Genomic DNA, 13,140 nt, shown 5'->3' with positions numbered 1-13,140 from the left:
TGGGTTAGACAGGTAAAAGTTTGCGGTGAGTATGTATCGACATCAAAATGCCGAAACCGGCCATCAGCGTCACCATTGAGGTGCCGCCATAGCTGATCAGTGGTAAAGGGACGCCAACCACGGGCAATATGCCGATGACCATGCCAATGTTGACGAAAACGTAGACGAAGAAAGTAAAAGCCAGGCTACCTGCCAGCAAGCGGCTATAAGTGTCCTGAGCTTGAACGGCAATATAAAAGCATCGACTGATGACTAACAAGTATAAAAACAGTAAACCAATACACCCGAATAAACCAAATTCTTCGGCAAACACGGCAAAAATAAAGTCAGTGGAACTTTCTGGCAAAAAATCCAGTTTAGATTGAGTGCTGCCCAGCCAGCCTTTACCGTTGATGCCGCCGGAACCGATGGCGATCTTGGACTGTATGATATGGTAGCCAGTGCCCATCGGATCGGCTTCCGGGTTGATAAAAGTGAGTACTCGATTGCGTTGATACTCGCGCATAAAATGCCAAAGCACTGGGGTCAATGCCGCCAAACCTAAGCCAATGGCTATCATGAACCACCAGGACAAACCTGCGAAAAACAACACGGCGGCACCCGAACTCGACACCAGCAGCGATGTGCCCAAATCCGGTTGCTTGGCGATCAAGAGCACGGGAATGATCAATAAAATACCCGCCGCCAACACATTCTCGGGTTTGGGCGGTAATGCGTGTTCCGACAAATACCAGGCTACCATCATGGGGGCACTGATTTTAGTGAACTCGGACGGTTGAAAGCGAAAAAAACCTAAATCCAGCCAGCGCTGAGCCCCCATACTAATTTGCCCCATCACGGCCACTGCCAACAGCAAGAGTACGCATAGTATAAAAAAAGCCACAGAAAAGGATTGAAAACGTCGGGGATTGATATGCGCCAGCACTATCATCACCGTCATGGCCAAACCGGTACGACTGGCATGTCGGGTTAACAAGGCTATATCCTGACCGCCAGCGCTATATAAAATCACGAAACTTAAGCCACAAATTAAAAACAGGCCTAGAAACAGCGGGATATCGATATGCAGTTTTCTCAGCAGATTACCCAACAACGAAGGCGATTGAAACTGTTCTGTACGCATTTCAATTTTCATTTGTGGCATCCTGTTGAGAGTTCATATAGGCTTTTATGACGTCTCCAGCCATGGGCCCTGCTATTGAGCCGCCATGTCCACCGTGTTCTGCAATCACCGCTATAGCAATTTTTGGGTCGTGTACCGGGGCAAAAGCAATAAATAAAGCGTGGTCGCGCATTTTGAAATCGATGGCATTCTCGTTGTATTTTTCTTCCTGCTTGACGGTAAAAACTTGTGCAGTTCCGGTTTTACCCGCAATTTGATAATTGATCCCATTGGCAAGTTTACGAGCAGTCCCTCGACTGCCATGCACAACATTGGTCATGGCTTGAATGACATTGTCAATATTTTGTTTTTTTAACGGGATTCTAGTGTCAGGGTGCAGTTCAGGAGGTGTGGCATAATCGGGCGTCACGATTTCATGCACTAGATGCGGGGTGATAATTTTGCCGCCATTCGCCAGGGTGGCTGTGGCGCGGGCTAATTGCAAAGGCGTGACTTGCATGTAGCCTTGGCCAATGCCAGTAATCAAGGTTTCGCCAGGATACCAGGCCCGATTACGGTGGCTGCGTTTCCATTCTTTGGAAGGCATTAGTCCGCCGACCTCACCGGTTAAATCAATCCCACTTTTCTCGCCAAAACCAAATTTGTGCATAAATTCCGACATTCTATCGATGCCCAAAGACAATGCAAGATCGTAAAAATACACATCACACGATTGAGTAATGGCTTCATTCATATCCACCATGCCATGTCCGGTTTTTTTCCAGTCACGATATTTATGATCGACGTTGGGTAGTTTGTAATAGCCAGGACAAAAATGACGATTTCCGACATTAATTACGCCATATTCGAGGCCGGCTAATGCCAGAAATGGTTTGACGGTGGATCCTGGCGGATAGAGTCCACGCAAGGCCCGATTATAGAGCGGTTGGTCTGATGACTCCTTCATGGATTTGTATTCTTTAAATGAAATACCGGTCACAAAGGGGTTGGGGTCAAAACCTGGGCGGCTGACGAAAACCAGTACGCCGCCGGTTTTAATATCAATCGCCACGATAGCGCCGTTATAGTCACCCAATGCATCATAGGCAATCTTCTGTAGATCCATGTCCAGCGTCAGGTAAATGTTAGAGCCAGCGATAGGTTCCACGGTAGATACGGTGTTGACGGCTCTGGCCTGGGCGTTGGTTTCAATTTCTTCAAAACCCGCTATGCCAAGCAAATGCGATTCATAAGATTTTTCGATGCCATTTTTACCGATGATGTCTGTGCCGAGATATTCGGTAGTCGGTAGGGTTTTCAATTCTTTTTCGTTAATACGGCCCACGTAACCGACAACATGGGCAGCCAATTCGCCAAAAGGATAGTTTCGCACCAGACGAGCATAGACATCGACACCGGCAAAGTAAGGCCGGACCACAGCAAATTTAGCCACATCTTCATCGGATAAGTTTTGCAATAGTGGCGTGGTGGCAAATGCTTTGTTACGCTTTCTTTGTTTATGAAATTGTTGGATCTTTTCGTCAGGGATGGCGAGTAGTTTTTGCAATTTGGCTAAAGTACCGTCCATATCCTTGATTTGTTCCGGGATGAGTTCCAGGCTATAGGTTGGAACGTTTTCTGCCAGCATGCGGCCTTTGCGATCGTAAATAACACCGCGCGTAGGGGCTAGAGGGGAAACCTTGATACGATTATCCGTGGAAAGCGTGGCGTAATGCTCATGGCCGACCACTTGTAAATAAACCAGTCGAATGATCAATCCTGCAATCATGAATAAGATTAGCAAGAAAGCCGCTACTATTCGACTTAGAAATATTCGGTTTTCGGCTAATGAGTCTTTGATAGCAAATTTTCTATCCATAGTTATCCGCTAATACGCGCCAAAACACGAATCGCGCGTAACATCAGAAATACCAAAGGCCAGGCCAGCATGCCGGTAAACACCGGATACCAGAACGACAAGGGCAATCGATTGGCGGCTTGCATGCTTTCCATGCCGAATAACAGGCTTTGTCCACAAAATAAACAAAAGCCGATAAATAGACATTGTTGTGGCAGCGGAAACTGCCGTAAGCGCCGGTATTCTTTGATGCTCAAATAACAGATTAACGAATAGATCAGGGCATATTGCCCTAATAAATGCCCCGTCAGAACATCCGTCAACAGGCCGACCCAAAAGGCGGTAAATACACCAAAGCGATCAGGTACCGCGATGCACCAGTAAATCAACACTAGCACGATCCAGTCAGGATTGAATTCCGCCATGGCTGGAAACAGAAGCATAACCCGCAGTACCATGGCGATAGCTAAAGTAAAGATGAAGTAAAAGGCAGCAAATCGGCTATGGGCTGGCATGGTTAGTGTCTGTATTTTTGGGTGATTGTTGTAGATCCTGTTCGGTTAGCGGGTTTGGTATTTTTTCACCTAAAACGATAGGGGTGGTGTTATTCCAGACGATCAGGAAATCACGGCTGGTTTCGAGTTTTGCCTTGGGTGTGGCGTAAATATTGGCAAATGATTTATCCGGTCGCGTTTCAAATTTATCGACCACAGCAACCGGATATCCGGCTGGGAAAACGCCGCCTAAACCGGAAGTCACCAGTAAGTCACCAGGAACGATATCGGCGTTTTTGGCCAAAAAAGGTAATTGCAGGCGATTTGGCAGGCCGGTGCCAAAGGCAATGGTGCGTAGGCCGTTACGAATAACTTCTACCGGGATGGCATGGTCCGGGTCAGTGATGAGCATGACTTCGGCGGTGGAGGGCAGGACGCGAATCACTTGTCCGACAATGCCGTTGGCATCCAGTACGGGTTGTTCCGGATGAACACCAAAGCGCGAGCCTTTATTGACCAGCACCGTATGCTCATAGGGTGCCAGATTGACCGATAATAATGCAGCAATTAAGACTTGTTCGCCGAGTTGAAAGGAATTTTCTAATAACACGCGCAGGCGGATATTTTCCTTTTCCAGGCTGGCAAGTTTGAGCAGTTTAGCGTCATTAATCAGTTGGTCCTGTTTCAGATGTCGATTTTCATTTTGCAATTCAACGTACGAAATAACGGTATCAGACATGGTTTTAAATGTGTCAACCGGTAAGCTGGCAAGCGTTTGCAAAGGGTAAGTCACAAATGATAAGACGGAGCGTAACGGGTTAAGGCGAGGCGTACGGTAATCGGTTACCAGTAAAGCAATTGATGCCAGTACTGCGACCAGTAAACGCGTGCTGAGCGAAGGCCCTTGGGCAAATAACAGTTTTATGGCAAACCTCTAACTGATCAATGAAGCGACAACCACAAACAGAAACCTTAAATACACGTAAATGGCACTAAATATTACCATAGCAACTCCATCTTAAGGAGTTTCGGATAATCGTTGAGGATGGTATGAAATCCGGACTACTTTTGTATTTTGTAGTCCGGATAAAACTTTTGGTCTTAGCTGTGGAGTAGTTATTCCAAAGAGAAAGCCGAAGCGCCTCTTTTGTCCAGCATTTCCAATACCATGCCTCCGCCACGTGCAACACAGGTTAATGGGTCGTCAGCAATGAAAACCGGCAGGCCGGTTTCTTCGGCGATTAAGCGATCAATGTCTTTTAACAAAGCGCCACCACCGGTTAACACTATGCCGCGACTGGCAACATCCGCGCCTAGTTCCGGTGGCGTTTGTTCCAAAGCCACTTTTACTGCGCTGACGATACCGGATAAAGGCTCTTGTAGAGCTTCCAGAATTTCGTTGCTGTTTAATGAAAAGCTACGGGGTACGCCTTCTGCCAAGTTGCGACCGGTGACTTGCATTTCACGTACCTCGCTGCCAGGGTAGGCAGCGCCGATTTCGTGTTTAATTCTTTCCGCAGTAGCCTCGCCGATCAAGGTGCCGTAATTACGGCGAACATAGCTAATGATGGCATCATCAAAACGGTCGCCGCCAATTCTAACCGAAGACGAATAAACGATACCATTCAAGGAGATGACAGCCACTTCAGAAGTACCGCCACCAATGTCCAATACCATAGAGCCGTGCGGGGTGTCGACCGGCAAACCAGCACCGACGGCAGCCGACATGGGTTCTTCAATCAAATACACTTCTCGAGCGCCGGCCATGGCGGCCGATTCGCGTATTGCCCTGCGTTCAACTTGAGTAGAGCCGCAAGGTACGCAGATTAAAATACGCGGGCTGGGGCGTAGTATTTTGTTTTCATGCACTTTCTTAATAAAAAAGCGCAGCATGCGCTCAGTGACTGCGAAATCAGCAATTACGCCATCTTTCAGCGGTCTGATAGCAGTGATATTGCCGGGTGTTCGGCCGAGCATGTTTTTAGCCTCGGTACCAATGGCAGCGATTGTCTTTTGACCGCGGATTTTATCTTCCTTAATGGCCACCACAGAGGGCTCGTTAAGCACGATACCTTGGCCTGGAACATATATCAGGGTATTAGCTGTACCCAGGTCAATAGATAAATCGTTAGAAAAGAGGCCGCGAATTCGTTTGAACATATTTACACCAGAGCGCACAGAAAATCCCGCTACTTTATCAATCATGCGGGCAGTTGAGCAAGATATAAAGTATCATAATTACATTACTTAATAGGGAGCTTACAAATGTCGTTGACGGCCAGTGACGTAAAGAAAATTGCCCACCTTGCCAGGTTGGGCATTGAAGAACAGCAGATTGACAGTTATACCAATGATCTATCCAGCATTTTGGATTTGATGACGCAGATGGGGCAGCAGGATACCACGGGGGTGATTCCCATGGCGCATCCGTTGGATCAAATGCAACGTTTGCGTGACGATGTAGTAACGGAAACTGATCAACGTGATCACTTCCAGGGCATTGCTCCACAAACTGAAGCCGGCCTCTATCTAGTACCCAAAGTCATCGATTAAGGACGATTATGCATAATAAAACGCTTAGCGAATTAGCTGCCGGTCTGCGCAGCAAACAGTTTTCCAGTGTTGAATTGACACAGTTCTTTTTAGCGCGCATCAAGCAGCATCAACATCTGAATAGCTTTATTACCGTCTGTGATGATTTGGCATTAGCGCAAGCCGAAGTGGCCGATAAACGGTTGGCGACGGCTGATACTGCTGTTTTGACGGGTATTCCGCTGGCGCAAAAAGATATTTTTTGCACACTCGGCAGCAAAACCAGTTGCGGATCTAAAATGTTGGATAATTTTATCGCGCCTTACGATGCGACGGTGATTGAAAAATTTAATCAGGCCGGCGCAGTCATGCTGGGCAAGTTAAACATGGACGAATTTGCCATGGGTTCATCCAACGAAACCAGTTATTACGGCCCAGTGCGTAACCCTTGGGATACCGACTGCGTGCCTGGTGGCTCATCGGGTGGTTCGGCGGCGGCAGTTGCAGCCAGACTGACGCCGGCGGCGACCGGCACCGATACGGGCGGCTCAATTCGTCAGCCGGCAGCCCTCTGTGGTATTACCGGCTTAAAACCGACTTATGGTCGTGTGTCGCGCTATGGCATGATTGCTTACGCTTCCAGTCTGGATCAGGGCGGGCCGATGACACGTAGTGCGGAAGATGCGGCCTTGCTGATGCAGGTAATGGCCGGTTTCGACCCCAAAGACTCAACCAGCGTGCAGCAGAGCGTGCCGGATTACAGCGCCGGACTTAACGATAGCTTGAAAGGTTTGAAAATCGGCTTGCCGAAAGAGTTTTTCAGCGACGAATTAGATAGCGCTATCGCGACCGAAATTCAGGCAGCGGTGGCTGAATATGAAAAAATGGGTGCGGAAATCAAAGAAGTTTCCATGCCCAATTTAAAACTGGCAATTCCGGCCTATTACGTGATCGCCTCCGCCGAATGTTCCTCAAATTTGTCCCGATATGACGGCGTACGTTTTGGTTACCGTTGTCAGAATCCGCAAGACTTGGCCGACCTCTACACCCGTTCGCGCGGCGAAGCCTTTGGCTCCGAAGTCAAACGCCGTATTTTGATGGGTACCTATGCGCTATCGGCTGGTTATTACGATGCTTATTACCTAAAAGCTCAACAAGTGCGCAGATTGATCAGCGACGACTTCAAACGGGCTTTAAGCGAGGTTGATGTGCTGATGGGGCCGGTGTCGCCGAGTACTGCGTTTCGTATCGGTGAAAAAACCGATGACCCGATTCAGATGTATCTGGAAGATATTTACACCATCGCCATCAATCTGGCGGGTTTACCTGCCATGTCGATACCAGCCGGATTCGTTGATGGTAAACCGGTCGGTTTGCAGGTGATCGGTAATTATTTCAGCGAAGCAAAATTATTAAATATTGGTCATCGTTATCAGCAAGTCACAGATTGGCATCAGCAAAGTCCTAAGGGTTTTGCATAGCGGAGATTAATCATGGCTAAGATCACCGAACTATCACAATTGGATATGAACGGCACTTATAATTATGCCGATTATCTAACTTGGCAGTTGCAGGAAACTGTAGAGTTGATTAAGGGCAAGATTATGGCGATGTCGCCGGCGCCGAATATCAAGCACCAGCGCATTTCGCTCAATCTCTCGCTATGCTTGGGCAACTATTTCAAACATAAAGTCTGTCAGTTGTTCGTTGCCCCCTTTGATGTCAAACTCTACGACCGCCGAGATTCTCTGCTCAAAGATCAGGAAGTATTCAGTGTTGTTCAACCTGACTTGTGTGTTATCTGTGATCCAAATAAGTTGACATTACAAAGCTGCGACGGCTCACCCGACTGGATTATCGAAGTATTGTCGCCTGGTAACAGTAAAAAAGAATTGCACTTAAAGTACGACTTGTATCAGGAAAACGGCGTTACAGAATACTGGTTGGTGTATCCGTACGAACAAACCGTACAACAGTTTGTGCTGGACGATGCCAGCCAGAAATATCAATTGCATGCGATGTGTGCCGGCGACGATATTGCCACACCCTATCTTTTTCCCGAATTACAAATCGATTTAGCCGACGTTTTTGCCGAATAAGCTACAAAGGAATCAAGAATGAACTCAAAATGGGAAGCCGTTATCGGCCTGGAAATCCATACTCAACTCGCGACCAAATCCAAGATATTCTCCGGTGCGGCCACTGCCTATGGCGCAGAACCCAATACGCAAGCCTGTACCGTCGATTTAGGTTTTCCGGGGGTGTTGCCGGTTTTAAATAAAGACGCGGTGCGTAAAGCCGTTACCTTCGGTTTGGCGATAGACGCTGAAATTGCCCCGCACTCGGTTTTTGCCCGCAAAAACTACTTTTACCCTGACTTGCCAAAAGGCTATCAGATCAGCCAGTTCGAACTGCCCATCGTCGGCAACGGCCATATGGATATCGAAGTGGATGGCGTCAGCAAACGGGTTGGCATTACCCGCGCCCATTTAGAAGAAGACGCCGGTAAATCCTTGCATGAAGATTTTCATGGTCTGACCGGCATCGATTTGAATCGGGCCGGAACACCGCTACTGGAAATCGTTTCCGAACCGGATATGCGTTCTGCCAAAGAAGCCGTGGCCTACATGCGCAAACTGCACGAACTGGTGCGCTATCTGGAAATCTGCGACGGCAACATGCAGGAAGGCTCGTTCCGTTGCGATGCCAACGTCTCGGTACGCCCGAAAGGCCAGGCCGAATTCGGCACTCGCGCCGAAATCAAGAACATCAACTCGTTTAAATTCGTCGAAAAAGCCATCAATCACGAAATCGAACGCCAAATCGACGTAATCGAAGGCGGCGGTAAAGTGGTGCAGGAAACCCGTTTGTACGATGCCAACAAAGATGAAACCCGCTCCATGCGCAGCAAGGAAGAGGCTAACGACTACCGTTATTTTCCAGACCCGGATCTGTTGCCGGTGGAAATCGAAGAAGCGCTGAAAGACGAAATCCGCGCTACTTTGCCGGAATTGCCGGAAGCCAAGAAACAGCGTTTTCTTCAGCAATACAGCCTGGATTTAGAAAATGCAGCCACACTGACGTCATCCCGTGAATTAGCCGACTTTTATGAGCAAGTCGTCGAGCTCTCTGGCGGAGAAGCCAAGCTGGCCGGCAACTGGCTGACCGGCGACGTGTTGGGTGCCTTGAACAAAGCGAGCCTGGAAATCAGCGATTGCCCGGTCAGCGCCGAACGTCTGGCTGGCTTACTTAAACGTATCGCCGACAACACCATCTCCGGCAAAACCGCCAAACAGGTGTTCGATAAACTCTGGAATGGCAGCGCTACAGCCGATGAAATTATAGAGCAGGAAGGCTTGAAACAAATCACCGATACAGGTGCTATCGAAGCGATTGTAGACAAAGTCATTGCTGCCAATCCTGTACCTGTTGAGCAATATCTGGCCGGAAAGGACAAGGCACTGATGGCATTGGTTGGTCAGATCATGAAGGAAACTCAGGGCAAGGCCAATCCTGGGGAAGTGAATAAGATGTTGATAGCGAAGTTGAAAGGGTGATAATTGGTTTTTGATGAGCAAGAAAATTGTCATCATTGCCGGGCCTAATGGAGCAGGTAAAACTACTTTTGCCAGAGAGTTTTTGACTGGAGAAGCACGCTGCCCTATTTTCATCAATGCTGATTTGATCGCTGCAGGGTTGTCTCCTTTTGCACCTGAATTGGCGGCCATTAAAGCCGGGCGGCTCATGTTGAGCGCGATTGATGAGCACGTCAATAAAGGCGATAGTTTTGCCATCGAGACAACTTTAAGTGGTTTGGGATACGCGCGAGCGATATCTGAGTGGCAAAATCTTGGTTACCATATCAAACTGATATTCTTACAATTGCCTGATGTAGAGACCGCTATTTTTCGGGTTGCCGAGCGGGTAAAGCAAGGTGGGCATAATATTCCAGAAGTGGTGATTCGACGACGATTTGAAAGTGGCCTGAAAAATTTTGAGCATACGTACAAACCCCTTGTGGATGTTTGGTTGCATTTTAACAATGCGGGTGAAATGCCCACGCTCATAGATTGGAGTGAACAATGAACAATAAGCCTATTAACCAAGCTCGTGATGACGATGCGCGTAATGCGTTAGCCGCCTTGCAGCGAGCGGCATTGCAAGCCAGAAGAATAGCAGCGCAAACGCGGACTGCTTTGGTGGTGGTAAAAGATGGGAAGTTGGTTAGGGAGATGGTGGATTGGGATTTTGACGATCCTCTTCATCGTTGATCGCTATTGTTTACGTCATTGTAGTAGTTTTTGTTCCTGCGTAGATTTGCTTTCCAAATCATAGGGCGAATTACACGTTGAGTAGGAGGATGCTTAAGTTGTGTCGCTATCGCGCCAATGTTTTGAAGCCGGTTTCACGAAAAACATCCATGTTTTTCGCCCTTTGGGTGCAGTGCATGCAAATCGGCAATCCTGCCGATTTGTCGGACCGACGGCCGAGATACTTTCGCTACGAAAACCATCCTTGGTTTTCGCCCTAACGGGCCAGCTTTTGGCTGTTCAAATTCGCTCCAGGCGAATTTGTGCGTTGCCAAAAGAAAGTATCCAAAGAAAAGGCAACCCGGATGCCGCGATTACCCTGCGCTCCTCGGGTTTGAACGGGGTTTTTCGAAGGGGCTTCCCAGCCCCACGAAAAACGCGATGCGTCCTTGCATCGCCCCTGCGGGCACATCCGCTCAAACCCTCCGGTGCTCGGCGCAGCATAACGGGAAAAAACCAAGCAGATGTAGGCTGGGTTGAATGATAATGAAACCCAGCGATAATGGATTTAAAGCTGGGTTTCGCTTTGCTCTACCCAGCCTACGGGCTGATGGCGCTGGTTGGTCAGATCATGAAAGAAACTCAGGGTAAGGCCAATCCTGGGGAAGTGAATAAGATGTTGATAGCAAAGTTGAAAGGTTAGCCGCTATAGGGTACAAATCGCATGTACCCTTTTTCGCTACAAATTGTTGAGGGTTTTACGATGGCGATTGATTACCGCGATATCATTACATTAGAGTCCGGAAAAAGAGGTGGCAAGCCTTGCATTCGAGGGCTCAGAATTACCGTTTACGACGTATTGGGATGGTTGGCCGATGGGATGGGTGAAGCCGAGATATTGGAGGATTTTCCAGAGCTGGAAGAGAAAGATATCCGTGCTTGTTTGGCGTTTGCAGCCAATCGAGAACATTGCTTGTCTGCGATTCTTTAATGAAGCTGTTGCTTGATGAGAATTTGTCTCGGCGAGTTGTTCCGTTTTTGCAAGATACCTTTCCCGGGAGTTCGCAGGTCGCCTTATTGAGTTTAGAAAATGTAGACGATAGAACCATTTGGGATTTTGCGAAAGATCAGGATTTTGTAATTGTCACGAAAGATGCCGATTTTTATGACATGTCTGTTGTTTATGAGCAACCGCCGAAAATTATTTGGCTAAAAATTGGAAATCAGTCTAAAGCCCTAACAATCAATGCATTAGTTTCAAATCGGGAAGTTATTGAGCTGGCGTTAGTGTCAGAGGATAAGGCTTGTATAGAGATTTACCGATAATGATTAAGATCGTTCATGCCACATATCTAGGTAACAAAGTCATACGTTTGCGATTTTCCGATCATTCATGGGGAGATTACGATATGCAACCCTTGATCAGCAAACAAACCGAAATGGTTATGCCATTACAAGACGAAGATTATTTTTCCCGGTTTTTTTTGGAGTTAGGTGCGCTGTGCTGGGAAAATGGCTTGGAGCTTAGTCCGGGGAGTTTATATAAGAAGTTGCAGGAGCGGGGGGAATTGCATGTTGAGTCAGAGGCGGCTTGATAATCGCTTTTTGTTTGGTTAGTGGTTTTAGTTTTGTGTCGCTATCGCGACGATTATTTTAATGCCGGTTCGCGCACCGGCGGGCGCGGTACTTTTCTTTGCTTGTCCAAAGAAAAGTACCCAAAAGAAACGACACCCGGATGCCGCTTTTTTCCTGCGCTCCTCGGGTTTGAACGGGGTTTTTCGAAGGGGCTTCCCAGCCCCACGAAAAACGCGATGCGTCCTTGCATCGCCCCTGCGGGCTGATCCGCTCAAACCCTCCGGTGCTCGGCGCGGCATAACGGGAGAAAAACCAACCGCAGATGGAGGCTGGGTTGAATGATAATGAAACCCAGCGATAATGGATTTAAAGCTGGGTTACGCTTTGCTTTACTCAGCTTATCGGCTTAATTATGTACGGTTTTTTAATAATAACTAACCAAGAATGGATGTTAATTTATGACTATGACTTACTTAAAAAGAGTTAAGCTTGAAGGGATTCATAAGAGATATGATTTAGATATTGAATTTAATGAGTCGCTTAATGTTCTTCATGGCCAAAATGGAACAGGAAAATCCACGTTAATTCACATTATAGCTAATGTAGCAAATTGCGATTTTATCCGATTTGCTTTTCTAGAATTTCAAAAGATAACGGTTTTTTATTCAAACCAGTCATCAATAACATTAACTCAAAACGAAATTGATGATGAGAAATCGATTAATGTCGAAACTCATACAGGAAAAAACTTTACGTTCCTAAGGCGAGAAGCTATCGAAAGTATTCGAAATATTGACGAAGACAAATACTTTAAAGACTATCTACCTGAGCTAACAAAAAAAATCCAAGATTTCGTTGAGTCAAACAATTTGCGTCATGTTGAGACTTCCTATTTTCCAGCATTCAGGACTATGCTAGAAGCTTGGTCGTCTCAAAGAGAGCATTTGGAAAGAAGGCCGCACAGAAGTAGTTTAGCAATTACAAAAGCAACGTCATTTTCAAGAAACCTTTTTGGACAATTCCTGCCTACAATTAATTTTCCTTCACCAATAGATATTGAGGAAAGCTTAAGAAATGAGATAAGAGATGCACAAATTAGAATAGCAAGATATGAAAGCTCAGTATTCTCGGATTCTTTTGTAAAAGTATTTTCTTCACTTTTAGAGGGCACTAATGAAAAAATTAGTACGGAAGATTTATTAAACGAAATTTCTGATTTAACAAGCGCGTCCACTAGTAAGTTAGGTGTCTTTGAAGAAAACTCGAAAACTTATCAAGAGCTCCAAAGACTTGTAAGGGCTAGTGCTAAATCGTAAGCGCCCTTAAATC

General features: G+C 46.9%; 15 protein-coding genes and 1 pseudogene. 11 read left to right on the top strand and 5 right to left on the bottom strand.

The window, feature by feature from the left end; all coding sequences use genetic code 11:
• Positions 1-4: 4 nt before the first annotated feature.
• The 5 genes from rodA to A1359_RS15190 form a co-directional block, all read right to left on the bottom strand.
• Positions 5-1,135, bottom strand: a complete 1,131-nt coding sequence (rodA, locus tag A1359_RS15210) for a rod shape-determining protein RodA (RefSeq protein ID WP_066984898.1) — start codon at positions 1,133-1,135, stop codon at positions 5-7.
• On the bottom strand, positions 1,125-2,981 hold the full coding sequence (gene mrdA, locus A1359_RS15205; RefSeq protein ID WP_066984895.1) for a penicillin-binding protein 2: 1,857 nt from the start codon (positions 2,979-2,981) through the stop codon (positions 1,125-1,127). Before mrdA ends, rodA begins: the two co-directional genes overlap by 11 nt.
• Positions 2,982-2,983: 2 nt before the next feature.
• The gene (gene mreD, locus A1359_RS15200) at positions 2,984-3,475 is read right to left on the bottom strand and encodes a rod shape-determining protein MreD (protein WP_066984892.1); all 492 of its coding nucleotides are present in this window, start codon (positions 3,473-3,475) and stop codon (positions 2,984-2,986) included.
• Positions 3,462-4,373 carry a rod shape-determining protein MreC gene (mreC, locus tag A1359_RS15195; protein ID WP_083960673.1) on the bottom strand — a complete coding sequence of 304 codons (912 nt, stop codon included), beginning with the start codon at positions 4,371-4,373 and terminating at the stop codon, positions 3,462-3,464. The genes mreD and mreC overlap by 14 nt, the downstream gene beginning before the upstream one ends.
• A 197-nt stretch (positions 4,374-4,570) precedes the next feature.
• Complete coding sequence (locus A1359_RS15190) at positions 4,571-5,614, bottom strand: rod shape-determining protein (protein WP_066984886.1); 1,044 nt, start codon at positions 5,612-5,614, stop codon at positions 4,571-4,573.
• Positions 5,615-5,719: 105 nt separating this feature from the next.
• On the opposite strand from A1359_RS15190, the gene gatC reads away from it, so the two are divergent.
• The 11 genes and pseudogenes from gatC (at position 5,720) to A1359_RS15135 (ending at position 13,127) form a co-directional block, all read left to right on the top strand.
• Positions 5,720-6,007: an Asp-tRNA(Asn)/Glu-tRNA(Gln) amidotransferase subunit GatC gene (gatC, locus tag A1359_RS15185; RefSeq protein WP_066984883.1), complete on the top strand. Its 288-nt coding sequence runs from the start codon at positions 5,720-5,722 to the stop codon at positions 6,005-6,007.
• An 8-nt stretch (positions 6,008-6,015) separates the two neighbouring features.
• Entirely contained in the window at positions 6,016-7,467 is a 1,452-nt protein-coding gene (gene gatA, locus A1359_RS15180) for an Asp-tRNA(Asn)/Glu-tRNA(Gln) amidotransferase subunit GatA (protein WP_066984881.1), read from the top strand.
• A gap of 12 nt (positions 7,468-7,479) precedes the next feature.
• Positions 7,480-8,085: a Uma2 family endonuclease gene (locus A1359_RS15175; protein ID WP_066984878.1), complete on the top strand. Its 606-nt coding sequence runs from the start codon at positions 7,480-7,482 to the stop codon at positions 8,083-8,085.
• A gap of 18 nt (positions 8,086-8,103) precedes the next feature.
• Positions 8,104-9,543, top strand: a complete 1,440-nt coding sequence (gatB, locus tag A1359_RS15170) for an Asp-tRNA(Asn)/Glu-tRNA(Gln) amidotransferase subunit GatB (protein WP_066984874.1) — start codon at positions 8,104-8,106, stop codon at positions 9,541-9,543.
• A gap of 13 nt (positions 9,544-9,556) precedes the next feature.
• Positions 9,557-10,072: a zeta toxin family protein gene (locus A1359_RS15165; RefSeq protein ID WP_066984871.1), complete on the top strand. Its 516-nt coding sequence runs from the start codon at positions 9,557-9,559 to the stop codon at positions 10,070-10,072.
• Entirely contained in the window at positions 10,069-10,257 is a 189-nt protein-coding gene (locus A1359_RS15160; RefSeq protein WP_066984868.1) for a hypothetical protein, read from the top strand. The genes A1359_RS15165 and A1359_RS15160 overlap by 4 nt, the downstream gene beginning before the upstream one ends.
• 598 nt (positions 10,258-10,855) lie before the next feature.
• Positions 10,856-10,939, top strand: a pseudogene (locus A1359_RS23690) (hypothetical protein); the annotation flags it as partial.
• A gap of 60 nt (positions 10,940-10,999) precedes the next feature.
• The gene (locus A1359_RS15155) at positions 11,000-11,227 is read left to right on the top strand and encodes a DUF433 domain-containing protein (protein WP_198159375.1); all 228 of its coding nucleotides are present in this window, start codon (positions 11,000-11,002) and stop codon (positions 11,225-11,227) included.
• A complete protein-coding gene (locus tag A1359_RS15150; protein WP_066984865.1) occupies positions 11,227-11,562 on the top strand; it encodes a DUF5615 family PIN-like protein in 336 nt (111 codons plus the stop codon). Before A1359_RS15155 ends, A1359_RS15150 begins: the two co-directional genes overlap by 1 nt.
• Positions 11,562-11,831: a DUF2442 domain-containing protein gene (locus A1359_RS15145; protein ID WP_066984862.1), complete on the top strand. Its 270-nt coding sequence runs from the start codon at positions 11,562-11,564 to the stop codon at positions 11,829-11,831. The genes A1359_RS15150 and A1359_RS15145 overlap by 1 nt, the downstream gene beginning before the upstream one ends.
• Before the next feature lie 438 nt (positions 11,832-12,269).
• A complete protein-coding gene (locus A1359_RS15135; RefSeq protein ID WP_066984857.1) occupies positions 12,270-13,127 on the top strand; it encodes an ATP-binding protein in 858 nt (285 codons plus the stop codon).
• Positions 13,128-13,140: the final 13 nt, after the last annotated feature.

The organism is Methylomonas lenta (assembly GCF_001644015.1).
GTDB lineage: Bacteria > Pseudomonadota > Gammaproteobacteria > Methylococcales > Methylomonadaceae > Methylomonas > Methylomonas lenta.
The sequence above is the reverse complement of the archived record's forward strand: the minus strand, read 5'-3'. Positions and strand labels throughout refer to the sequence as shown.

Excerpts from the sequence above, each read along its gene's own strand:
- rodA (WP_066984898.1), bottom strand. The coding sequence starts at position 1,135 with ATGAAAATTGAAATGCGTACAGAACAGTTTCAATCGCCTTCGTTGTTG.
- mrdA (WP_066984895.1), bottom strand. The coding sequence starts at position 2,981 with ATGGATAGAAAATTTGCTATCAAAGACTCATTAGCCGAAAACCGAATA.
- mreD (WP_066984892.1), bottom strand. The coding sequence starts at position 3,475 with ATGCCAGCCCATAGCCGATTTGCTGCCTTTTACTTCATCTTTACTTTA.
- A1359_RS15190 (WP_066984886.1), bottom strand. The coding sequence starts at position 5,614 with ATGTTCAAACGAATTCGCGGCCTCTTTTCTAACGATTTATCTATTGAC.
- gatC (WP_066984883.1), top strand. The coding sequence starts at position 5,720 with ATGTCGTTGACGGCCAGTGACGTAAAGAAAATTGCCCACCTTGCCAGG.
- gatA (WP_066984881.1), top strand. The coding sequence starts at position 6,016 with ATGCATAATAAAACGCTTAGCGAATTAGCTGCCGGTCTGCGCAGCAAA.
- A1359_RS15175 (WP_066984878.1), top strand. The coding sequence starts at position 7,480 with ATGGCTAAGATCACCGAACTATCACAATTGGATATGAACGGCACTTAT.
- gatB (WP_066984874.1), top strand. The coding sequence starts at position 8,104 with ATGAACTCAAAATGGGAAGCCGTTATCGGCCTGGAAATCCATACTCAA.
- A1359_RS15165 (WP_066984871.1), top strand. The coding sequence starts at position 9,557 with ATGAGCAAGAAAATTGTCATCATTGCCGGGCCTAATGGAGCAGGTAAA.
- A1359_RS15160 (WP_066984868.1), top strand. The coding sequence starts at position 10,069 with ATGAACAATAAGCCTATTAACCAAGCTCGTGATGACGATGCGCGTAAT.
- A1359_RS15155 (WP_198159375.1), top strand. The coding sequence starts at position 11,000 with ATGGCGATTGATTACCGCGATATCATTACATTAGAGTCCGGAAAAAGA.
- A1359_RS15150 (WP_066984865.1), top strand. The coding sequence starts at position 11,227 with ATGAAGCTGTTGCTTGATGAGAATTTGTCTCGGCGAGTTGTTCCGTTT.
- A1359_RS15145 (WP_066984862.1), top strand. The coding sequence starts at position 11,562 with ATGATTAAGATCGTTCATGCCACATATCTAGGTAACAAAGTCATACGT.
- A1359_RS15135 (WP_066984857.1), top strand. The coding sequence starts at position 12,270 with ATGACTATGACTTACTTAAAAAGAGTTAAGCTTGAAGGGATTCATAAG.